General features: G+C 28.9%; 24 protein-coding genes. 1 reads left to right on the plus strand and 23 read right to left on the minus strand.

From position 1 onward, the window contains the following. The 20 genes from T483_RS31420 to panD form a co-directional block, all read right to left on the minus strand. Nucleotides 1–683, minus strand: a 683-nt coding sequence (locus tag T483_RS31420; protein WP_196244934.1) for a DNRLRE domain-containing protein, incomplete at its 3' end; no start/stop codon positions are given. A gap of 227 nt (nucleotides 684–910) precedes the next feature. Then, nucleotides 911–2,329 (minus strand): glycosyltransferase family 2 protein, encoded by a 1,419-nt coding sequence (locus tag T483_RS0128175; RefSeq protein ID WP_026889819.1) that lies wholly within the window; start codon nucleotides 2,327–2,329, stop codon nucleotides 911–913. 374 nt (nucleotides 2,330–2,703) lie between these two features. Next, on the minus strand, nucleotides 2,704–3,648 hold the full coding sequence (locus T483_RS0128180; RefSeq protein WP_026889820.1) for a hypothetical protein: 945 nt from the start codon (nucleotides 3,646–3,648) through the stop codon (nucleotides 2,704–2,706). A gap of 263 nt (nucleotides 3,649–3,911) precedes the next feature. Further along, nucleotides 3,912–4,625, minus strand: coding sequence for a cytidylyltransferase domain-containing protein (locus T483_RS0128185; protein WP_026889821.1), 714 nt, complete (start codon nucleotides 4,623–4,625; stop codon nucleotides 3,912–3,914). Nucleotides 4,626–4,731: 106 nt separating this feature from the next. Beyond that, the gene (locus T483_RS0128190; RefSeq protein ID WP_026889822.1) at nucleotides 4,732–5,778 is read right to left on the minus strand and encodes a sugar phosphate nucleotidyltransferase; all 1,047 of its coding nucleotides are present in this window, start codon (nucleotides 5,776–5,778) and stop codon (nucleotides 4,732–4,734) included. A gap of 20 nt (nucleotides 5,779–5,798) precedes the next feature. After that, nucleotides 5,799–6,947 (minus strand): LegC family aminotransferase, encoded by a 1,149-nt coding sequence (locus T483_RS0128195; protein ID WP_026889823.1) that lies wholly within the window; start codon nucleotides 6,945–6,947, stop codon nucleotides 5,799–5,801. Nucleotides 6,948–7,184: 237 nt separating this feature from the next. Beyond that, entirely contained in the window at nucleotides 7,185–7,856 is a 672-nt protein-coding gene (locus T483_RS0128200; protein ID WP_026889824.1) for a PIG-L deacetylase family protein, read from the minus strand. Then, entirely contained in the window at nucleotides 7,849–9,024 is a 1,176-nt protein-coding gene (neuC, locus tag T483_RS0128205; RefSeq protein ID WP_035790674.1) for a UDP-N-acetylglucosamine 2-epimerase, read from the minus strand. The genes T483_RS0128200 and neuC overlap by 8 nt, the downstream gene beginning before the upstream one ends. After that, entirely contained in the window at nucleotides 9,014–9,961 is a 948-nt protein-coding gene (locus tag T483_RS0128210) for a GNAT family N-acetyltransferase (RefSeq protein ID WP_026889826.1), read from the minus strand. Before T483_RS0128210 ends, neuC begins: the two co-directional genes overlap by 11 nt. A 15-nt stretch (nucleotides 9,962–9,976) precedes the next feature. After that, entirely contained in the window at nucleotides 9,977–10,975 is a 999-nt protein-coding gene (gene neuB, locus T483_RS0128215) for an N-acetylneuraminate synthase (protein WP_026889827.1), read from the minus strand. Next, the gene (locus T483_RS0128220; protein WP_026889828.1) at nucleotides 10,968–11,609 is read right to left on the minus strand and encodes an acetyltransferase; all 642 of its coding nucleotides are present in this window, start codon (nucleotides 11,607–11,609) and stop codon (nucleotides 10,968–10,970) included. Before T483_RS0128220 ends, neuB begins: the two co-directional genes overlap by 8 nt. A gap of 423 nt (nucleotides 11,610–12,032) precedes the next feature. Beyond that, a complete protein-coding gene (locus T483_RS0128225) occupies nucleotides 12,033–13,019 on the minus strand; it encodes an NAD-dependent 4,6-dehydratase LegB (protein ID WP_026889829.1) in 987 nt (328 codons plus the stop codon). Between the two features lie 32 nt (nucleotides 13,020–13,051). Continuing rightward, the gene (locus tag T483_RS0128230) at nucleotides 13,052–13,348 is read right to left on the minus strand and encodes a hypothetical protein (RefSeq protein ID WP_026889830.1); all 297 of its coding nucleotides are present in this window, start codon (nucleotides 13,346–13,348) and stop codon (nucleotides 13,052–13,054) included. A 26-nt stretch (nucleotides 13,349–13,374) separates the two neighbouring features. After that, nucleotides 13,375–13,695 carry a hypothetical protein gene (locus T483_RS0128235; RefSeq protein WP_026889831.1) on the minus strand — a complete coding sequence of 107 codons (321 nt, stop codon included), beginning with the start codon at nucleotides 13,693–13,695 and terminating at the stop codon, nucleotides 13,375–13,377. A gap of 4 nt (nucleotides 13,696–13,699) precedes the next feature. After that, entirely contained in the window at nucleotides 13,700–14,050 is a 351-nt protein-coding gene (locus tag T483_RS31830; RefSeq protein WP_196244938.1) for a hypothetical protein, read from the minus strand. After that, nucleotides 14,037–14,201 (minus strand): hypothetical protein, encoded by a 165-nt coding sequence (locus tag T483_RS31425; protein WP_155268559.1) that lies wholly within the window; start codon nucleotides 14,199–14,201, stop codon nucleotides 14,037–14,039. The genes T483_RS31830 and T483_RS31425 overlap by 14 nt, the downstream gene beginning before the upstream one ends. A 12-nt stretch (nucleotides 14,202–14,213) precedes the next feature. Next, on the minus strand, nucleotides 14,214–15,947 hold the full coding sequence (locus tag T483_RS0128250) for a motility associated factor glycosyltransferase family protein (RefSeq protein WP_026889833.1): 1,734 nt from the start codon (nucleotides 15,945–15,947) through the stop codon (nucleotides 14,214–14,216). 156 nt (nucleotides 15,948–16,103) lie between these two features. Next, complete coding sequence (locus tag T483_RS0128255; RefSeq protein WP_026889834.1) at nucleotides 16,104–16,391, minus strand: hypothetical protein; 288 nt, start codon at nucleotides 16,389–16,391, stop codon at nucleotides 16,104–16,106. Between the two features lie 304 nt (nucleotides 16,392–16,695). Further along, complete coding sequence (locus tag T483_RS0128260) at nucleotides 16,696–16,992, minus strand: hypothetical protein (protein ID WP_026889835.1); 297 nt, start codon at nucleotides 16,990–16,992, stop codon at nucleotides 16,696–16,698. 207 nt (nucleotides 16,993–17,199) lie between these two features. Beyond that, entirely contained in the window at nucleotides 17,200–17,574 is a 375-nt protein-coding gene (panD, locus tag T483_RS0128265) for an aspartate 1-decarboxylase (protein ID WP_012058819.1), read from the minus strand. 132 nt (nucleotides 17,575–17,706) lie between these two features. Here panD and T483_RS31965 point away from each other — a divergent pair, with 132 nt between their 5' ends. Beyond that, on the plus strand, nucleotides 17,707–17,868 hold the full coding sequence (locus tag T483_RS31965) for a hypothetical protein (RefSeq protein ID WP_207641449.1): 162 nt from the start codon (nucleotides 17,707–17,709) through the stop codon (nucleotides 17,866–17,868). Nucleotides 17,869–17,942: 74 nt separating this feature from the next. On the opposite strand, the gene panC is transcribed toward T483_RS31965, so the two are convergent. The 3 genes from panC to T483_RS0128280 all read right to left on the minus strand — a co-directional run bounded on the left by panC (nucleotide 17,943) and on the right by T483_RS0128280 (nucleotide 20,663). Beyond that, a complete protein-coding gene (panC, locus tag T483_RS0128270) occupies nucleotides 17,943–18,785 on the minus strand; it encodes a pantoate--beta-alanine ligase (protein WP_026889836.1) in 843 nt (280 codons plus the stop codon). A 61-nt stretch (nucleotides 18,786–18,846) separates the two neighbouring features. Then, entirely contained in the window at nucleotides 18,847–19,674 is an 828-nt protein-coding gene (gene panB / locus T483_RS0128275; RefSeq protein WP_026889837.1) for a 3-methyl-2-oxobutanoate hydroxymethyltransferase, read from the minus strand. Further along, on the minus strand, nucleotides 19,674–20,663 hold the full coding sequence (locus T483_RS0128280) for a Rossmann-like and DUF2520 domain-containing protein (protein WP_035790677.1): 990 nt from the start codon (nucleotides 20,661–20,663) through the stop codon (nucleotides 19,674–19,676). The genes panB and T483_RS0128280 overlap by 1 nt, the downstream gene beginning before the upstream one ends. Between the last annotated feature and the right edge of the window lie 61 nt (nucleotides 20,664–20,724).

Here is a 20,724-nt window from a genome sequence, read left to right on the forward strand (position 1 = left end):
TCTCCAGTTGGACCTGTTGCTCCTGTGTCACCTGATGGTCCTGTTGCTCCAGTGTCACCTGATGGACCTGTTACTCCAGTATCTCCTGTTGGACCTGTTGGTCCGGTAGGTCCAGTTGGACCTGGACCTGTTGCTCCTGTTGGTCCTAATGGAGCAAACGTTACACTTAATAATGGCCTCTGTGTTTGTAATGGCCATTCTTTAGAGAAATATCCTATGATAGTATCCATTAAATTTTCTATACCTATTAAGGTTATACCGTTATTTGGTATAGATCCGTTTATCCATCCATTTACTATATCAGTTATATCAATACTAATATAATTTCCAACATCTCCATCAGTAATAGTTATAGAATATGGTGTAAAATTAGCTATAGGTGCAGTATTCCACGTAACAGTATTTTCTGTGAAATTACTTGAATTTGTATATACTCGAACAGTTTGTGGTAATTGCGCCGAATCTGGTACATCATTTCTATAAACAAATAAATTTAGTGAAGCGTTTGAAACATAGCTTCCTTGAGGAATACTAGATAAATTGAATTTTAATAAGCTTCTATATACGTCGCCAATCTGAATAAACATGCCTGTAAATAAGTCACCTGATAACCCAAAATTGGCATTTGGATTTAACAATGATATATATGCATCATCTGTAGGACTTATAAATATAGTAGGCATCCCACCATCTCCTTACTTTTTATCTTTGTTTATCTTTTGTATTTAGTTATTTAAAATAAATTTAGCTACTATAATATATGTAAAACAAATAGTATTTGACACACGTTGCTAAACAAGCGCGTTTAAAATATATTCCATAATAAATTCTGTTATAATCAAATTACATAATAAAAAATACCAACTTAAAGTATAAATTCATATACTTTAAAAAGTTGGCACAACTATTATTAAATATTATTATCTTTATCGTTAATATCTTTTTGAAACTTAGCTACATATTCATATGAAAGAAAATATTCCTTCATATTATTCCCAATTACATTGCAAAGATTATTTAAAAATTTATTATCTTCTTGTGATATCTCTGTATAATAATGAAATATATAAGGATTTACATATCCACTTTCTTCGAATATTCTCTGTATGTCAGCCAATGTGAAAAACTTATTATAATTTCTTACGTTTAATATTGAATTTCTATTATACATGAAATTTCCGTTTAGCAATTCTTTGATTACTGAATAATGCATTACATTAGATACTGTAGCTATTATATATCCTCCAGGCTTCAAAAATTTTTTTAACTCCTTCAATAGTTTCCACGGATCCTTACTTAATTGGAGTCTATCTCCTATAATTATATAATCAAAAAAGTTTAATTTGTTTTCTTTAAATTTCATGGTGTATATATCTTCGAAATCTTCCGTCATTATTTCAATCATTTTTCCGCATATCTTTGATATATTTTTATTTGTTTCTAGGCCATATATTTTAGCATTAGGATATATATATTTTAATCTAAATAATGTAGCGCCTAATCCACAATCAAATTCAAGTATATTTAATTCTTTTTCATTTGTTTCAACTATTTGTCCTAGTATATCAAATTTTATAACGCTACTGTCGTTAGAATTAAATCCCCATTTTTCTTCGAATCTTTGAGCATTTATAATTAGTGCATTGTTAAAGTTAGTAAAATCTTTTTTAAATGAAGTACTACCAAAATGATGTATAAAACTATCATTGCAAACCATAAGCTTATATCCAGCTTCTATTATTCTCATGCATAAATCATCATCTTCAAAATTTCCAGGAGTGAACCTCTCATCTAAGTTTCCAATTTTATTAATAACTTTTCTTTTTACTAATATACAAAATGCTATTAATCGTGATTTTTGTTCCCATCTTTTTGGCGTAGATATATTATTATTACTTGCAAATTCAATCATATCATCAACATTACTATAAGATACATTAATGCCTTGATAGTTTGAACAATTATTGGTTATAGGTCCTACAGCACCAATAGTCTCATCACTATATAGACATATTTTTAAATTCTCCAGCCATCTAGGTGCCACCTTGGTGTCATTATTTAATAATAAAATATCATTATCTTTTTCAGCCGCCTCTATTCCAACATTACATCCTCTCGGAAAACCTACGTTTTCATTATTTAAAATAAGTTTAATGTCATTTTGTTCTTTAAGCCATTCTCTAGTTCCATCTGTAGAATTATTGTCCACAATGATTATTTCATAAGTCCCAGCAGTTGTATATTTTCTAATACTTTCAATACAAATACGATTATAATCAATATTGTTATAGGTTAAAATTATTATTGAAGTCTTTCTATTCTCAAACATCAGACCTATATCTCCTTTAATACTGTTATCACTTATAAATTTTTTATCCTGTTCAAAAAGTAAATATCTTGACTAGTTATATTTTATGAATAATTGACTGAAATCGCCACATTACATAGACTAAATATTCTTAATAATCTTTTATAGCCTTTAATTGAGGCTCTTTAAATTTCTTAGTCATATCTTTATAATGAAATTTATATGTATTATTAAGAGTAATATTAATGGTAAAATGGTTATCTTAAATTTAGTATTATTTTAAGATAACCATTTATCACAATGAAAATATTAATTTAATATTTTCAATCATAATCATAATCTATATGAGCGGTAATAATAGAGAACTATATTAAATAAAAAAACTGGTTACACACCTATCCTATAATTTCTCCATTTTTTATTATAACAGCATTAGGTGTTGTAAAGACTGCCATTGGTTCTCTGCTACTTATATATAATCTTCTATCTGCTACAAATGAAAGATCTATATTAGCTGTGAAAGTTCCTGCTCCACCAACACTTGGTGCAATAAAATTACTTGTTGGAACTATACAGTCAACTGATAAATTAGTAGTATAGCTATCAGTTAAAGTCATTCTATTTCTGTTATTAGGCCAGCAAATTCTTCCTGTAAACACCATGTTAGTTATACCAAAAACGCTAAGTGGTATAGCAGTTGTTCCTGGTTGAGCTAGGTTACTTGTAACAGCTGTAGCAGTAAATCTATTGCACCCTATTACCCCACTTGCAACTATACGTAAATTAGCTACTTGGAAAGCTCTATTTCTTTCAATGACTCTAAATCTTGTTCCAGGTTGAGTTGGAGCGCTGCAGCAGCAAGGTGGTTGCAAAGTAATAGTTCCATTTAATTCATCAAATAGATTTATAGCAGTACCAGGTGTAGTACTAACATTAAATAATGATGATGGTGTAATTGTAAATGTTTGTCCATTAATTACAATTTGACTATTAACAGGAACTGTTTGTGCTAATCCTATAAAATCGTAACTAATTCCTATTTGTTGAATACATACTAATTGACCTGCAACTAAGTTAGGATTAAGACTATCTAAATTAAAAGTTAGATTTGTTAATGATCCTATATCTTCTTTTTCACTAGTTACAGAATCATATAATTCATCTGCTAAAATTGGTAGACATACTGCATCTTCTATACAGCCACAACTTACACCTATTGGACCGCATCCTTCACAGCTACAGTTATCCTGCATATTTGATTGACAGCTTGTACAACAGTCCATTGTTGATCCAACTGATTGACATTGTGCTGTAGTAACACAATTTCTTATTTCAGACATAATTTATATCCTCCTTGTATTGAAATTTGTCATTAAGTTCGATGATATTCCATCTTTTTCTACTTTATTGTATGAAATAGATATATATATGTTTCCACCTAATAATGGTGTTTTTTTCTTATTATTAAAAATAATACATAAATTCACCAAACTAAAAATATAAATAATAGATTATTTGTTTTTGATTGATAATAACTAAAATTCAAAAGTTAGTTATAGTAAGAAAGTGCTTCAAATTATAAAAATCAACTTGAAACACTTTTTTAACTACAATTATTTATATGGAAGTGATTTTTCTGCATTAAAAATTCAGTATATTCAAAATCATCTAAATCATCTATATCTATTGACTTTTTTTTATCCATAATAAATGCATAACTATTTTCTTTGTAGATATATTTATATTTTAAGAAGTAGTGAACTTTTATTAAATAAATTGCTCCATTTAATCTATAAAATTTTCCAAGATCTTGTCTTCGTATTTTGTTTATATCTGATAAGAAACCGTCTAACTTCATTTTATCATTTAGTTTTTTAGTTAATTGTGGAGCATAATCACATTCACACATGCTAACTACAGAGTTTGCTTCCTTTTCACAAAATAATTTAAAAGCGCCTCTGATATCATATTTGTCCCTTAGCGGTGATGTTGGTTGTAATATCATTAGAGAATCATATTTTTTTCCTATATTCTTTAATTTTAATAATACATCTTCTACTACATCAATAGTATTTGCTGTATCTTCAGCTAATTTTTTTTCTCTTAAAAATGGAACCCAAGCTCCATATCCTTCAGCTATTTTTTTATACTTTTCTGAGTCTGTAGATACGATTACATCTTCAAAAATTCTGCTTCTAATTGATTCTTCTATAGTGTAAGCTATTAATGGTTTACCGTTTAAATTCTTTATATTTTTATCCTTAATCCCTTTAGATCCGCTTCTTGCGGGTATTACAGCTAAAATTTTCTCACACATATAATTTCCTCACCAATAATAAATTAATGCTTCTATGGTAAAATACATCAAATTTACTCATATAATTAAAAACTGTTTGCAGGTTATACATAAACATATATATAACCTATATATCTAATCTTTCTATCATGTTTTTCATCGATTTAAACTCACCCATATCCAGCCAGTTCTTATCACTTATAGGATATATACCTACCCTATCTCCATTTAATAAACACTCCTTAATTAAATCTGTCATATCAAAGTATGAATTTTTAGGAATATATTTTAATATATCTGTTTCTATAATATACATGCCTGTGTTAACCCAGAATTCATAGTTTGGTTTTTCATTAATTGACTTTATGTCTCCATTTTCACTTAGGTTAAAAACTCCATATGGAATCACATAATTTTTTAAGGCAGTAATAACTGTTATTTTATTATTATTCTTTTTATGGCTTTCTAAGATCCTTGTATAATTGGCATCAACTAATATATCACAATTACTTAAAAAAAAAGTACTTAATGATTTATCCTTTAATATACTCAAACTTCCTGCCGTGCCAAGGGGAATTTCTTCTTCTATTAGTGAAATACTATATGGTAATTTCTGATTAAAATAAGCCTTCATTATTTCCTTTTTATCATTTATAGTAATATAGAAATCTTTAAATTTAAATTCTAAAAATTTATTTATTATTCTCTCGATTATTGGTATATCTCCAATAGGAATGAGTGCTTTTGGAATAATTTTGGTATATGGATATAATCTTGTACCTTTTCCGCCTGCCATGATTACCACTGGGATATTAATAGTTTCAGTATAATCAGATATATTGTCATATAAATCATTCCAAAATATTATGTCTATAACTTCTTTTGCTTCGTTTACTATTGGTATACTTTCAATAGAATAGTTTTTCATAATATCTTTTGCTTTGTTTATATTTTCCTTGGTTAAATATTTTGGAGTTGTATTCATTATATTATTTATTGATGATGATAAATCTCCATTTGCTAAAATCCATCTTCTTATATCTCCATCTGTAACTACTCCAATTAATTTATTACTTTCCGTTACTATAAGAACCTTTTTAGCAGTTTTATTTAATTTTTCGATTGCTTTTGTTATAGATGTATCTCTACTTATAAAAAGAGTTTGAATATTCATAAGAACACTCCTTGAGTTATTTACGCTTTTTTCAACGTGTTTATGATATATTCTATGCTTTCTTTTTTTAAGTTGGTACTGCATGGAATGTTTAATATTTTATTATAATATAGATTAGCTTTTTCTATTTTATAAGATTGATTATCTAGATATGGTTTTTGAGTGTGTATTAATTTCCAAATAGGCCTAGTTTGAATTTTATTTTGTGATAAATATATCAATAATTGATCCCTATTTAATTTAAAATCATTTATAGCTAATGAATAGAACCAATGATTGTCTCTAGCTTCCTTATTATAGCCCAAAAGAGTAATTCCTTTTATACTGCTCATTTTTGATTTATATAACTCATAATTTCTAATTTTTATATCAATAAATTCTTCTATTTTTTCAAGCTGCGCTACTCCTAAAGCACCTTGTAAATTAGTCATTCTATAATTATACCCTATATGATCATGTACATAATACAATTCATCATCTTTAGCTTGTGTTGACAGATATTTAGCTCTTTTTATGTCCTCAGAAGATCTTGATACTAAAAGTCCGCCACCACCAGTAGTTATTATTTTATTTGCATTAAATGAATAAGCTCCAAAATCTCCTATTGTTCCAGCAAATTTACCTTTGTATTTTCCGCTAAGGTAGTAGGTTCCTAGAGCTTCGGTAGAATCCTCTATTAACTTTAAATTATATTTGTTAGTTAATTCAATGATCTTTTCAATGTTAGCCATATTTCCAAAGACATGTACAACTATAACTGCCTTTATTATTTTATTAGTTGATTTATTTTTCAATCCATTTTTAGTCATTACGCATTGAGTTTCTAGGAACTCTTTAAGCTTATAATAATCCAGATTTAGGCTATCATCACAATCCATAAATACTGGATCTGCGCCTAAATATTTAACTGGGTTAACAGCTGCAATAAATGTAAGGGTAGGAACAATAACTTCGTTATTATTTGTAACTCCTGATAATATTAATGCTAAATGAATTGCTGCAGTACCACTTTGACATGCAATTGCATTATCTACATTTAGATAGCTTTTTATATCATTTTCAAATTTGCTTACATAATTCCCAGATGTAGAAACCCACTCACTTCTAATAGCATCTACTACATATTTCTCTTCATTTCCTTTTAAATTTGGTACAGATAGCGGTATCATGGTTTCATCTCCAAACTTTTTTTCTTATATTTTTCAATTGCCTTTTATATATTAGTCTTATAGGTATCCAATTTAAGAATTTAACTTATTAGATGAACATATTTACAAAATTGCTAGAACTTTAAGCTCATATCTTCACTAGAAATCATAAATATATTTGTGAAGAAAACATTTGAAAATGAGCTGTTAAAGGTTCTTAAGCAGATAATTACATTTTTTAATAAGTGAGCAATTATATTAGTCTATTCTCTCTTTTAATAACATAAATGCCTCGGCATTTTTATAGCCTGAAGTTCCACCCCTGAATACTGAGAGGCCTTTTACTACATCAACAGACCTTGGGAATGGAGCGTCTCCTATTTCACTTTTAAAGATGTTAATAATATTCAGTTTTTTCTCTAGAAACTCTTCTATATTAACGAATACGTTTGGATTAAAAGTTCCTATATAATTATTTATTCCAAATTCAGTTTCGGATAATGTTTCATAGGCATAAACTTTTTTTATTTTTTCATGCCTAAACCATTTTGTGCAGGAGATTGCTGCTTCTGAAACAGTTCTATGGTCGCTATGTATATCTCCATAATTAGGTACATACATAGTATCGCATTTTGATTCGATAATACATTCAGACAATTTTTTTACTAAATCCTTAATTGGGATTTTATCTAATAGTGTTGTTGGGAATCCTAATTCAAATAGCTTTTCAAATTTATATTCCTGCGCAACAGCGGCAATTTCTGACTCTCTTCTGCCTATGATTTCCTTGGAAAAACCCAATTCTTCTTTCATAGAAGTCACTATTGCCCAATAAACTTTATCACCACTTTTTATATGTTTTAGTATAGTTCCACCGCATCCAAAAGTTTCATCATCTGGATGTGGTGCTACAACTAAAATATTACTCATAATATCCCTCCATTAATAATGGGTCTTCTGATTTAGATACATAGGATTCAAAATCTAAACTTCTCATTAAGTTTATAATTTTATCAATAGAGTCTCCATCTCCATATGGACATTCTACTTTACTTAATAAGATCTGAAATTCTCTAGTCATAACTTTTTCTATACCTTTTATTATGTTATTGATTCCTTGTTCAACAAAAATAACATTTGCTGCACATAATCTTCCCTTTTGTCTATTTCCAACATTAATTGCTCCTAATTTTAATAAGGGCGCTTCATATAATCCAGCGCTTGAATTTCCGATCATAAACATACAATTTCTAAGTAGGTTTACAAATAACTCTCTAGGAAGATTTTTATAAAATTTAAAGTTATCTTTACTTGAGTATTTATCTATTATTTTTATTATTTCTTTATTTCCTGCATCTACGTTTGGATAACTCGCAAAGGTTTTTATAGATTTTTTCTCTAAAGATATTAGAATTTCCTCAAAATGTTTTCCAGCTTCATTTTCCTCACCTGCAAATGGGTGATATATCATGACTGCATAATTATCCCAGCACGGTCTATCCAGACTATTAAGGACATCTTTTTTATTAATGTATTTTGTAGATAAGAACTTATCTAAAGCAGGACTTCCTACATTAAATATTCTACGCTCATGTTCTCCAGATTTTATTAATCTTTTTTTTGATTCCTGATTACTTACGAAATGGAGAGACGATAATTTAGATACAGCATGCCTTATTGGATTGTCAATATTTCCATCTAAAGCGTGATCGCCTCCAAAAAAATGTATCGTAGGAATTCTCAAATATGTTCCTATTAGCCCTCCCACAACAACCTCTTCTCTATCACCAGCGTATATTATAATATCAGGTTTATATTCTACTATTGTATGAATACAGTCTTGTAGCAAAATGGATAACGACTTAATTCTAGATGCTCTTGAATTAGAATCAATTAAATTTTCGATTTTGGCTATTACTGGAATTTTATCTTGTACTATGTTGTCAAAAGTGTATCCATATGTCTCAGATAGGTGAGCACCCGATACTATCAATTTTATTTCGAAATCACTTGATTCGTTAAGTTTTTTATATAGAAGACTTAATAGATCATAATCTGATCTTATCCCTGTAAATCCTAAAACCTTTTTAATAGACATCCGAATCCCCCATTTGTATATCCCAATTATTATAATTTCTCAAATCATTTATATTACCTTTGATACATCTAACTCCAAAGTAAGAAACTGGTTCAGTGTTAACAAATCCAATTTTTTCAACTATTCCATGGGTATTGCTATTAAGATGGCACCACATATTAATATATTTTTTACCTTTACCTTTTTCTGTATCTATAATGTATTCTAGTAGCCTTTTGGTAGAGCAATCATCTAAAGAATTAACTTCAACTATATCAGTTTCACTTTTATTAAAACTCTTAGTAATTACGGATGAAACTACATAGTTATTTTCAAGTAATATATAATTAACATACTTATTCACTGTATTATCCTTAAATCTCCATTTCAAATAGTTTACATCTTTATATACTTTTATTTTATTTTTTTTATTATTTACAAGTTTTGAATAATCTAATGAAAAATTATCATCATTAACAACATTGAAGCTTATTGAACTATTAGATTTATCTATTCTTGATAAATCTACTTTCATAGTTGGTATTTCATATATATTATTCCAATTCAATTTTTCTACAAAAATCGAATGAGAGTTATTGTTTGGAAAACCAGTTACCGCTATATAATTTTCTTCTTCCATCCTCTTATACAAGTCCATAGCTAGCTTGGGAAACAATCCTTTTCCTCTATAATCCGGATGAGTCATTGTAGTCATAGATAGTGCAGCCTTTTCTAATTTTCCATCAATACAAACTCTGTATGGAGATGCAGAATAGTTTGCTACTATTCTATTATTATCTAGTGCAACATTAACAAGAAGCTCATCCATAGGATTTTGCATGTATCTCCATATTAAGAATTCCTTAGATATCTCCTTATTAAAGCAACACATAAATAGATCTTGAAATTCCTGTATTCTTTGTAAATATTCATTTTTATTTATGAACTCAAATTTCATAAAACTCCTCCCAGCTTATAAATCTATAAGTTCATCTTTTTGAAAATCTTTTTTTGCTTTTTTTCCTATAACGCAATCCCAATTTTTGGGTGACACACCTGTTCCAGGCCTTTTTATACATAAATTTTTTTCAGTAAAAACTTCATTAGCTTTTATATAAACTTTGGCTACTAGACTTTTTCTCCCTACTATACTATTTATCTTCTCTGAAAGAGTTTGACGTTTGACTCCATTTCCAAGAGCTATTTCTATATTTCTAATTGCCATAACCATATTTCTAAGTTCGAAAGGTTCTAAACTTGCCTTATGATCTGGGCCAATCATGTTTCTATCTAATGTAAAATGTTTTTCTATTACCGTAGCGCCAAGAGCTACTGCCGCTATAGCAACTTCTATTCCGCTGGTATGATCTGAATATCCAACTGGAGTTTTAAATGCATTTTTTATAGTCTCCATTGCTTTTAAATTTACATCCTCCATTTTTGTTGGGTAGTCGGTATTACAATGAAGCACAACAATATCTTCTGTTCCTCCAATTCTTAAAGTATCTAATGCAAATTCTATATCTGATAAATTACTCATGCCAGTTGATAATATAACTTTCTTTTTTAGCACAGCTATTTTTCTCAAATATGGAACATTATCAATTTCGCTTGAAGGTATTTTAAAAATTTTCATCCCTATACTATATAAAAACTCTATACTTTCTAAATCAAAAGGTGATGATAAAAATATTATATTCTTTTCCTCACAATACTTTTTTAGATCCTTATATTGCTCATGACTTAATTCTAATTTTTTTAGCATTTCTAATTGTGAAGTTTCTTCCTTTAGATTGTCAACTTGATATTTAGCTTGCTTTGCATCTTTAGTTACTAAATTATTTGCATTGAATGTTTGAAATTTTATTGCATCTACTCCACAAAGTACAGCATTATCAATCATCTTTTTTGCTATGTTTATATCTCCATTATGATTTACTCCAGCTTCAGCAATTATAAAAATATTATTCATAAACATATGCCTCTTTTCCTGGATTTCCGTAGACCTTAAACCCATTTTTTATGTCCTTAATTATGACAGAACCTGCTCCAACAATTACATCATTTCCAATGGTAACATTTTGAATAATAGTAGAATTTGTTCCTACATGCGTTCTCTTTCCAATACTAACACCACCACTTAGTGTTACTCCAGGTGCTAAATGAACAAACTCGCTTATATTACAATCATGTTCAACTATGGTGCCAGAATTTATAATGCATTGTTTTTCTATTGTAACTTTCGCATTGATAATTGCACCTTTACCAACAAATACTCCATCATTAATTAAAGCGCTCTCCGATACTATAGCTGTTTTATCTATTATCTTAGGAAAATTATATCCAATGTTTTTTAAGATGTTATAAAGTTTTACTCTTATGCAAGGATTGCCTACAGATCCAACACAAATGAAGGCATTTTTAATACCAGACTTATATAATTCACCTAAATTTTCATCATTGCCTATAACATCTATACCTAGTCCCATATTTTCACTGATCTTCTTATCAACAATTCCTACAATTTCAAATTGTTTTAATCCATTTAGTGAATCAATAATACTTTTGCAATGGCCACCACCACCTACTAATATTATTCTTTCCATAAGACCTCCTATAATTATTACTTAGAATCTTCAGTGATATTTTCATAGTTTTTGGGAATCAAAATATTTATTATTTCGGTAAGTTACCACTTAAATCTGGTTTTAAAGTTAGGTATCTATATAGATAATACAATCATGAACTATACTTAGACTATGAAATATATTCCAACCAGAAATGAGTGATATACTTTTATGGAATGTTTCATTGGTAATTTTGATGGATGTGATTCTTTGGCTATAAGTTGTTCCAAATGTGCTAGTTCACAGCTTGTTCTTTTAGGCTAGCACTTTGGGTGCAACTTTATAGCCTTAGAATCACCCATCAGAATTGCCTAGAAACTGGAACAAAAGTATATTATTCATTTAGGTGAGGCATGCGCATAAGTATAGATTATAGTTGGTTTATCTATGGAATTGAACTATTTAAATATTATATATATCTGTTTTATATTTATCTAAATTTTTCTTTATTTTAAACCATTCAATTGTTTCTTTAATACCTTCTTCAAAAGTATATTCCTCTGACCATTGAGTAAGTTTTTTTAGTTTTTCATTGGATCCCAGTAGCCTGTTTACCTCGCTGTTTATAGGTCTTATTCTTTCTTCTTCACATATAATTTTAGCGTTTGGATTTAATTGCTTTATAAGCTCTTCTGCAAGATTTCTTATTGATATTTCTCTTTGACTGGCTATGTTTATTTCTTCCCCTATTGTATTCTGACTTTTCGCAATTTCAACAAAGCCATTTACGGTATTTTTTACATAATTAAAATCTCTTGTAGGCGTTAATGCTCCTAGTTTTATTTCATTTTTGCCTGATAATAACTGCATTATTATTGTTGGAATAATGGCTCTTGCTGACTGTCTTGGTCCGTAAGTGTTAAAAGGCCGTACTATTGTTATTGGTAAAGAAAAACTTCTATAAAAAGACTCAGCCAATCTGTCGGCACCTATTTTGGTAGCAGAATAAGGTGATTGTCCTTGGTAGGGATGCTCTTCAGTTATTGGTACAAACTTAGCACTACCATAAACCTCTGAAGTGGAAGTTATTAATATTCTTTTAGTGCCAAGTTCTCTAGCAGCCTGTAATACATTTAAAGTCCCTTTTATATTAGTGTCCACATAGGAATCAGGTGAATGATAACTAAAAGGAATTGCTATTAGTGCTGCAAGATGATATACTTCATCAATATTTTTCATTGCTTCTCTCACACCATTTGGGTCCCTTATATCTCCAGTAAATATTTCTATTTCCTTTAACTTATCTTTACTTAATGAATCTAGCCATCCCCAAGAGTTAATCGAGTTATAATGTATAAAAGCTTTAACATTACATCCTATGTTTAAAAGTTTTTCTATTAAGTGACTACCTATGAAACCAGCTGCTCCTGTCACTAAAACTTTTTTCATTTATTGCCTCCAATAATATTAATTCTCTTAAGCTAATTCAAACAGATTCTATAACTTAGGTTCTTAAATTTATTTAGTTTATTATTAAAAACTTTTATTTTATAGTAATATCTTATGTCATAAATGAAGCAATAAAATTCTCCATTATAATTTGTAGTAGTATAGCCACAAAATTTTTTATGGTACTTTATTTGATTTGAGCGATTTTTATATGGAAAGTATGCTTCAAGAAATACTACTGCATTTTGAACTGGATATCCATTTTCATAGCATACTTTACCTCTTATTATTACTTCTTTAAAATATGATTTATAATTATAATTTTTCATTTTAGGATTCCTTCTATATCAAGTAATCACTTTTGATTTAGCAGCTTAATTTGTGGTTCATATACCTTAATTTTATAGTTAATATTATAGAGTTTTTCAAGGACTATAGCGTACTCTCCATGCTTGTTAGAAATTGCATATCCCACATCAATTGCTTTATATGGTTTGTAATTATAATCTATTTTTTTTATAGCGATAATTGCACCATCTATGGGATTTGATTTTTTATCTAAAATTTTTCCTTCTATTAATATTGTTCTTTTTCTTTTCACTACAATTTTTTTGTTTATAATCCTATGCAACTTTAGCTCTCTTGGAGTTATCACAATTTCTGCATATGATGACAATTTTTCATGTCTCCTTTATTTTAATATTTAAAGGAGAATATACTACAATTTCATAAAACATTTCTGGCAAAGCTTCTATAGAAAGTACATATTCTCCTTCATTATCAGTGTACGAGTAGCCTAACACTTTTCTGATATTTTCTTTATAATCAACTTCTATGACTTCAACTGCAGCACCTGAAATTGGCTGCATTCTTACATTGTAAGCGACCCCTTTAATAATGACCCTTTTTCTAGGCATCATAATTATATTTAGTTTATGATTTGCTCTTGAATTCAAATTATTAGCGTTAATTAATATTGAATCTTGTGAACACGGGCTAACTTTTTTCTTACGATTCCTATTTTTCTTCATTGGCATTTTCAGTAAATATAGTTACTGTCATATCATTATCTTCTGTTGCATCTTCAGCTGGTATTATGGATCCTGATATTTCTTTTCCATTCACTATAATTTTATTTATCTTTACTTCTTTATAAGATTTTCCATCTATTACTTTTTCCATAAAACTTCACCTCTACTGATTTATTGCATAATAAAATTCTGCAAATGTTTCTAATGCTAATGATTTAACTTTTTCGAGAATCTCTTTCATTTTAAGAAAATATGATAAAAAGCACTTACTTTGATATTTTAAATTTGAAGTCAAAGCTTCATAATCTACAGCATACATATTAAAAATTTCTTCCTTTACATCAAACAAGAATTTATTATAGTATCCACCAAGATAAAACCGTTCCTTAGAGGATTCAAAGTCATTTACGATTTCCATAACGTCTAGAAACTTTTGAAAGTCTCCATCATTTTCGTCTATATCAACTAAAGATTTATCTAATTCATTTGTTAATAGACTCTTGCATAGAGCTTCTCCATTATTTGCTTTATCTATATATTCTTCTAGATAGTTTATTACATCTGAAACGACAGCCTCAACATCTACTTGTATCGATTTATCTACAATACACTTTTTATTAGCATTATTATTTGTATACTTCTTAAATACATCACATAATTCCTTATGAGGTGCACCTTTAATTTCTGCTCCGTAAGATACATTAATAAACTCCACCTGCTTATGCGTTTTGTAGAAGTCTATATATTCTTCCATTTTTATTCTAAATTGATTAAGTGTTATATTAGTCCTTATTTTTTCACCAAATATATTATCAACTTTCAAACTTGCTTCATAATTTTTCGTATCATCACTATCAAATATAGCGGACTCTGAATGATGTTTATCATAAGTGAACGCTAAGTCTTGTCCTACTAATATTATTGGAGAGCAGCCCATAATATTTGCAATATCTATACATGTATGTGCTACAGATCCGCCTAAAAATGTTCCTTTGAGATTATTTAATTCCTGTATAGTATTTGATAAAAAAGTTGATAAATAAATCTTTTCCCCTTCATAATCTCTAACTAAATATCTATTACTATATTCATAAAATGCCAAAGGAGAATTTTCATTTAAATAATCCTTCATCATGTCGTAGTTATCATCTACCGGATCTATTGAAACTATCATATCTGGTTTTATATTATTTTTTATAAGGGCTTTTAATGTCCTGCTTCCAGCTATTATGAAGTATTTTTCTAATTCTTTTTTATGGATAACCATATCAGCTATATTTTTGTCTAAGGATGGGCCAGCAGATACTATTATGGCTGGAATACCTTTGTTTATATCTTCATATGAATTAAGAGGAGTTGCATTTTTTAAAGCTTTCAAATTAGCTATAAAATTCTTGATAAATATATCTTTAAATCTATTTGCAACACTTATAGAAGAGCATGCTGTATAATATGCATCATCTAAATTCTCTATAAATATTTCGTAATCACACTTGTATACTTCAGCATAATTTCCAAAAGCATGTACATATAAATTATTAAAATTTGTACTGTTTATTTCTTTATATAAATTAGCTTTTATATTATCTTTATCATAAAGAATAAGATGTACGTTATCATTATTAATTTTTCCTTTATTATAATTAAATATATCTTTATTAGGTTCAAATATTAATACCTTGTTCTTTTCACATAGCACATCATGTAAACTATCTAAGTATTCGCCTGTATCAATTCCAAAAATAAGAATTAGTGAATCAAACTTAATCTCATTTACTACATTTAATAAACTTTCAATTTCCTTTTTGTAATTCTTTTTATCAGCTAGATACCAATGATTATCATCTTTTTCTATATTAAAAACATAATAGCCATCTAAAGTTTTTACCTTTTGCATACTATCCCCTTATTTACCTCTAAGGTATTTTTATTTACAATATATAATATTAAATATTACTTTGTTTGATACGAATATTTCAGGTATATATTGAAGCTATCCCAAAATAGTTTATAAATTATTTTGGGATAGACGAATTCATATATTTATATAATTCTACTTACCAAAGAATTTGATTCTTAATTGAGTTTTGGCTCTGCAAGTTACACCATACCTACCACTTGCATCTGTAAAAGTAGTGTGATCTGCAGGATCAGTTGTTACCCTAGTGCTTTCCCAAACCTGAACAGCACCGCTTCCCATAGCAGCGCCTGAAGGACTTACAGCAGTTCCTTTCAATAAAAACATTCCCCACGTATTTGTGCTAAGTTTTTGAGTAAAAGGCAATCCAGAATTTGCATCACTCGATGGCACTACCATTGTTTTTGGTTTATAATTAGCCATAATAGTCTCTCCTTACATACTTCTTCTAAAGTTATTCTACCTATATAATATGAAAAAGATTTTGTATTGTTACCATGGATATCCAAGTTAAGACATTAACTTATACAAATAGATCTACGAAATAAGGATTATGCTGTTGTTCCATTAATACTTGTAACAATGAAATTTGGAGCAAGCATTAGTGAGACAAACTGCAATTTAGAACTTTTAGAAAAATTTTCAAAGTCCTGTGAAATAACAACTTTTCTCCTTTTGGTAGATTATTGGATAAGTCTAAGTTATACATTATTTATCTATAACTTTATCACGGAGAGTACGCTGTCAATTTATAAGCATATCCTTTTTTCCATAATAGAGGTATTCCGTAAGAGCCATCATCTAATGTAAATGTTATTCCTATATTTTTTTCAACTGCTGGATTCAAAGTGTTGTTTATTTGAATAATTTCTATAGCCGCACCTGACAATGGTTTCCCATGCGGATTACAGACTGTACCTTTAAGTAGTATGTATTTATCATTTGGTAAAAAAGCATTCATTGTTATAATTCTTTTTTTTATTAATTCATTTCCTGATATTATCTTTTTAACCATAGCGCACATTAAACCTTTTCCTCCTACACTAATTGTTAACTGTTAAATATTGTTTCCATGCTTTATATTATTAAAGGAGTTACTTTAACGTGCGCATATAGAATTAACTTTCTTAAAACTTTAAATGTCTAGATTTTATATCCTTGAATTTTTATATTTTAATTTGTATTAAAAAAGAGCAGGATTTTTGTATATCCTACTCTTTTACTATAATTATTATTCGTTAGATTCATAATTTGTTATTTCTTTTATTGTATTATCATCATTCATAAAAACAACGGAAGGCTTATATTTTCTAGCTTCATCCTCATTCATTTGTGCATAAGCTATTATAATAACTTTATCACCAGGTTGTACTAACCTTGCGGCAGCACCATTTAAACAAATAACTCCTGATTCCCTTTTACCCGGAATCACATATGTTTCAAGTCTTGCACCATTATTTATATCAACTATTTGAACTTTTTCGTTTTCTAAGATACCTGCTGCTTCCATTAATGTTTTATCTATTGTAATACTTCCTACATAATTTAATTCTGCCTGCGTAACTGTAGCTCTGTGTATTTTTCCTTTTAACATTGTAAGTATCATTAAAAATTCCTCCTGAAAATCTGTTTATTTATCTATTCATAATAATAAAATTAGTATATATTCTTTTTCGGTATCTCCATAGATACTCCCATTAAATTGAACTTATCTTTCGAAGTATAGTCCATAACAGAAATGAAGGTCATGCGTTTGTGGAAGCGTTACATTAGAGGATTTAGCTGCAGATATTTCTTTAGTGGAAGTTGTTCCATTTTTGCTTGTCCTGAACTCGTTTCAGGATCATGCAGAAATGGTGCAACTCCTGCTATTAGAAATTCACAGCTTAATCCTCAGTAACCTGAACAAATGCATAAGCTTCATTTCGGTGGATTTTACGCATAAGTACATTTTCACCTCGGATATCTATATTATTATATTTCAAATGTAAAATTATCTATTAATCTTGTTTTTCCTATATAAACTGCAATTGGAATCAATACATTTCTCTCAATGATTTCAACGCTTTTTAGTGAATCACTATCTACGATTTCTACATAATCTATTTTTGCTAATGGCTCTGAATTTAGTACCTCTTTTATCGCATTTTTAATATTATTAGCATTTCTTTCACCTTTTCTTAAGGCATCTTTAGCTATTTCTAAACTTCTACTTAATACTAATGCCGCTTTTCTTTCATCTTTAGAAAGATAAGTATTTCTTGAACTCTTTGCTAATCCGTCTTCTTCGCGAATTATAGGGCAAGCCACTATTTCTACATCAATATTTAAATCTCTAACCATTCTTTTTATAACAGCTACTTGTTGAGCATCTTTTTCTCCAAAATAAGCTTTATCTGGAGTAACTATATTTAAAAATTTTGAAACAACTAAACATACTCCATCGAAATGCCCTGGTCTTTTAGCACCACAAAGTACACTTGTAAGACCTGATACACTAACACTAGTAGATTTATCACCATAATACATTTCACTTGGTTCTGGATTGAATACTAGTGCTGCACCCGCATTAATGCAAAGTTCTAAATCTTTATTTATGTTTCTTGGGTAACTATCATAATCTTCATTTGGACCAAACTGTGTTGGATTTACAAATACACTTACAACTACCTTATCATTTTCTTTAGCAGCCCTTTTTATAAGACTCTCATGACCTTCATGTAAAGCTCCCATTGTTGGAACATACCCTACAGAAAGACCGTCCATTTTCCAAGCTTTAATCATGTTTCTTAGCTCTTTAATCTCTTTAACTAACATTACTGATCACCTTTCTCACCCTAATACTAAAATTTCGGTTTATTATCACATAAGTATAAATTTAGTATAATTTCTTTAATTCATTTTCATCTATTTTAAAAGTATGTTTTTCTTCTGGAAAATCTCCAGCTTGTACTTCTTTAATATAGGAGCTAATGGCGTCTCTCATAACGGTACCTACATTTGCATATTGTTTTACGAACTTTGGTACAAAATCATTGAACATGCCTAACATATCTTGATAAACTAGAATTTGACCATCACAATATTTTCCTGCTCCTATTCCTATTGTTGGAATTGAAACTGCATTTGTTATAAGTTCTGCAACTTTTTCAGGAATTCCCTCAAGAACAATTGAAAATGCCCCTGCTTTCTCTATAAGTACAGCATCATCTATGAGCTGTTTTGCCGCTGCTTCACTCTTCCCTTGAACTTTAAATCCTCCGAAAGCATTTACTGATTGAGGAGTTAATCCTATGTGTCCCATAACTGGTATTTGAGCATCTACAATAGCTTTAATTTGAGCTGCAACTTTCGCACCACCCTCAAGCTTAACAGCATTAGCTCCACCTTCTTTAATTAATCTTCCTGCATTTAAAACTGCTTGTTCGATAGATACATGATAAGATAAAAAAGGCATATCACTTACAATAAGAGCATTTTTAGCCCCCCTCTTAACAGCTTTTGTATGATAAATGATTTCATCCATGGTAACAGCTAATGTATCTTCTTCACCTTTAATGACCATACCAAGAGAATCTCCAATTAAAATTCCGTTAACACCACTTTCATCGATGATTTTTGCCATTGAGTAATCATATGCTGTAAGCATACTCAATTTTCTTTTCTCTTCTTTGGCTTGTTTAAAAGTTAATACTGTATTTTTCACTAATTTACGCCTCCTAAAAACTTATAAATTTCCAAATGCTTTTTTGAATTACTTAATACATCTTCAATTTGACTCTTATTTTCCATGTCATAGAAACATTCTTCTATGTTTTCTGTAATATCTGCATTATTTTTATCTCTTAAGGCCACAAGTTTTAAGAGATTAAAAGATAATATCTTATATAAATCTTTATCTTTGTCCTCTAAAACAGAAATATGCTTCTCAATTGTAGTAATATCTCCTCTTGCTATAGGACCTGTTAAAGAATTAACAAACCCTTTTGTATAAATACTCTCAATGTTACCCTTTATTAAAGGTTTTAAAGCATTTAAAGCTTCTTCATCATCTAGTCCAAGTTTTTTTAAATAACTTGTACCTATATCAAGCAAAGATAATGCTAAGTTAGATACAAAAACGCTTGCTAAATGATATGTTGAGGAATCTTCTGCTTTCCTAACAAAGTACTTATTTCCAATAAGTTTAAGTACACTAATAATAGATGAATCTTCTAAACTATCACCTTCAATTGAAAAATATATATCTTCCAATTCTTTTAAGTTTGTTTCTTTACTAGAGAATGCAAATATTGGATGTAGAGAATAAATCATTGCACCAGAACGTTTCGCATTACATAATACATTTGATTTAAGTGAACCACTTGTGTGGCAAATAGATTTGTTATTTAGATCAAATTTTGATAATTCAATATCTATAATTGAAATGATGTCATCAGGAGTTGTAATAAATAATATATCACTATCTTTAATAATATCTTGAATGTTGTTATAAAATTTAGATTTTGTAATATTAGTTGCATCTATGGTATTTAAGTCATCTTTTCCATAAAAGCCGCTTAATTTTATCCCTTTATGAGTAAAGTAGCGTCCTAAACTTACGCCTACCTTCCCTGGACCAATAAATCCAATTTTAATGGTATCACCTCCATATGTGTGTGAGTGATACAACATCCTAATTTCAATCTCATTCATTATAGATATGAGTTGTATTATATATAATTAATGCAAAAAATTTTGGTGTAACTCTTTTTCG

It is taken from the genome of Clostridium beijerinckii HUN142 (assembly GCF_000621745.1).
Taxonomy (GTDB): domain Bacteria; phylum Bacillota; class Clostridia; order Clostridiales; family Clostridiaceae; genus Clostridium; species Clostridium beijerinckii_A.

Coding starts and splice junctions, on each gene's coding strand:
- T483_RS0128175 (WP_026889819.1), bottom strand. CDS start 2,329: ATGTTTGAGAATAGAAAGACTTCAATAATAATTTTAACCTATAACAAT.
- T483_RS0128180 (WP_026889820.1), bottom strand. CDS start 3,648: ATGTCTGAAATAAGAAATTGTGTTACTACAGCACAATGTCAATCAGTT.
- T483_RS0128185 (WP_026889821.1), bottom strand. CDS start 4,625: ATGTGTGAGAAAATTTTAGCTGTAATACCCGCAAGAAGCGGATCTAAA.
- T483_RS0128190 (WP_026889822.1), bottom strand. CDS start 5,778: ATGAATATTCAAACTCTTTTTATAAGTAGAGATACATCTATAACAAAA.
- T483_RS0128195 (WP_026889823.1), bottom strand. CDS start 6,947: ATGATACCGCTATCTGTACCAAATTTAAAAGGAAATGAAGAGAAATAT.
- T483_RS0128200 (WP_026889824.1), bottom strand. CDS start 7,856: ATGAGTAATATTTTAGTTGTAGCACCACATCCAGATGATGAAACTTTT.
- neuC (WP_035790674.1), bottom strand. CDS start 9,024: ATGTCTATTAAAAAGGTTTTAGGATTTACAGGGATAAGATCAGATTAT.
- T483_RS0128210 (WP_026889826.1), bottom strand. CDS start 9,961: ATGAAATTTGAGTTCATAAATAAAAATGAATATTTACAAAGAATACAG.
- neuB (WP_026889827.1), bottom strand. CDS start 10,975: ATGAATAATATTTTTATAATTGCTGAAGCTGGAGTAAATCATAATGGA.
- T483_RS0128220 (WP_026889828.1), bottom strand. CDS start 11,609: ATGGAAAGAATAATATTAGTAGGTGGTGGTGGCCATTGCAAAAGTATT.
- T483_RS0128225 (WP_026889829.1), bottom strand. CDS start 13,019: ATGAAAAAAGTTTTAGTGACAGGAGCAGCTGGTTTCATAGGTAGTCAC.
- T483_RS0128230 (WP_026889830.1), bottom strand. CDS start 13,348: ATGAAAAATTATAATTATAAATCATATTTTAAAGAAGTAATAATAAGA.
- T483_RS31830 (WP_196244938.1), bottom strand. CDS start 14,050: ATGAAGAAAAATAGGAATCGTAAGAAAAAAGTTAGCCCGTGTTCACAA.
- T483_RS31425 (WP_155268559.1), bottom strand. CDS start 14,201: ATGGAAAAAGTAATAGATGGAAAATCTTATAAAGAAGTAAAGATAAAT.
- T483_RS0128250 (WP_026889833.1), bottom strand. CDS start 15,947: ATGCAAAAGGTAAAAACTTTAGATGGCTATTATGTTTTTAATATAGAA.
- T483_RS0128255 (WP_026889834.1), bottom strand. CDS start 16,391: ATGGCTAATTATAAACCAAAAACAATGGTAGTGCCATCGAGTGATGCA.
- T483_RS0128260 (WP_026889835.1), bottom strand. CDS start 16,992: ATGTGCGCTATGGTTAAAAAGATAATATCAGGAAATGAATTAATAAAA.
- panD (WP_012058819.1), bottom strand. CDS start 17,574: ATGATACTTACAATGTTAAAAGGAAAAATACACAGAGCTACAGTTACG.
- T483_RS31965 (WP_207641449.1), top strand. CDS start 17,707: ATGAAGGTCATGCGTTTGTGGAAGCGTTACATTAGAGGATTTAGCTGC.
- panC (WP_026889836.1), bottom strand. CDS start 18,785: ATGTTAGTTAAAGAGATTAAAGAGCTAAGAAACATGATTAAAGCTTGG.
- T483_RS0128280 (WP_035790677.1), bottom strand. CDS start 20,663: ATGAATGAGATTGAAATTAGGATGTTGTATCACTCACACACATATGGA.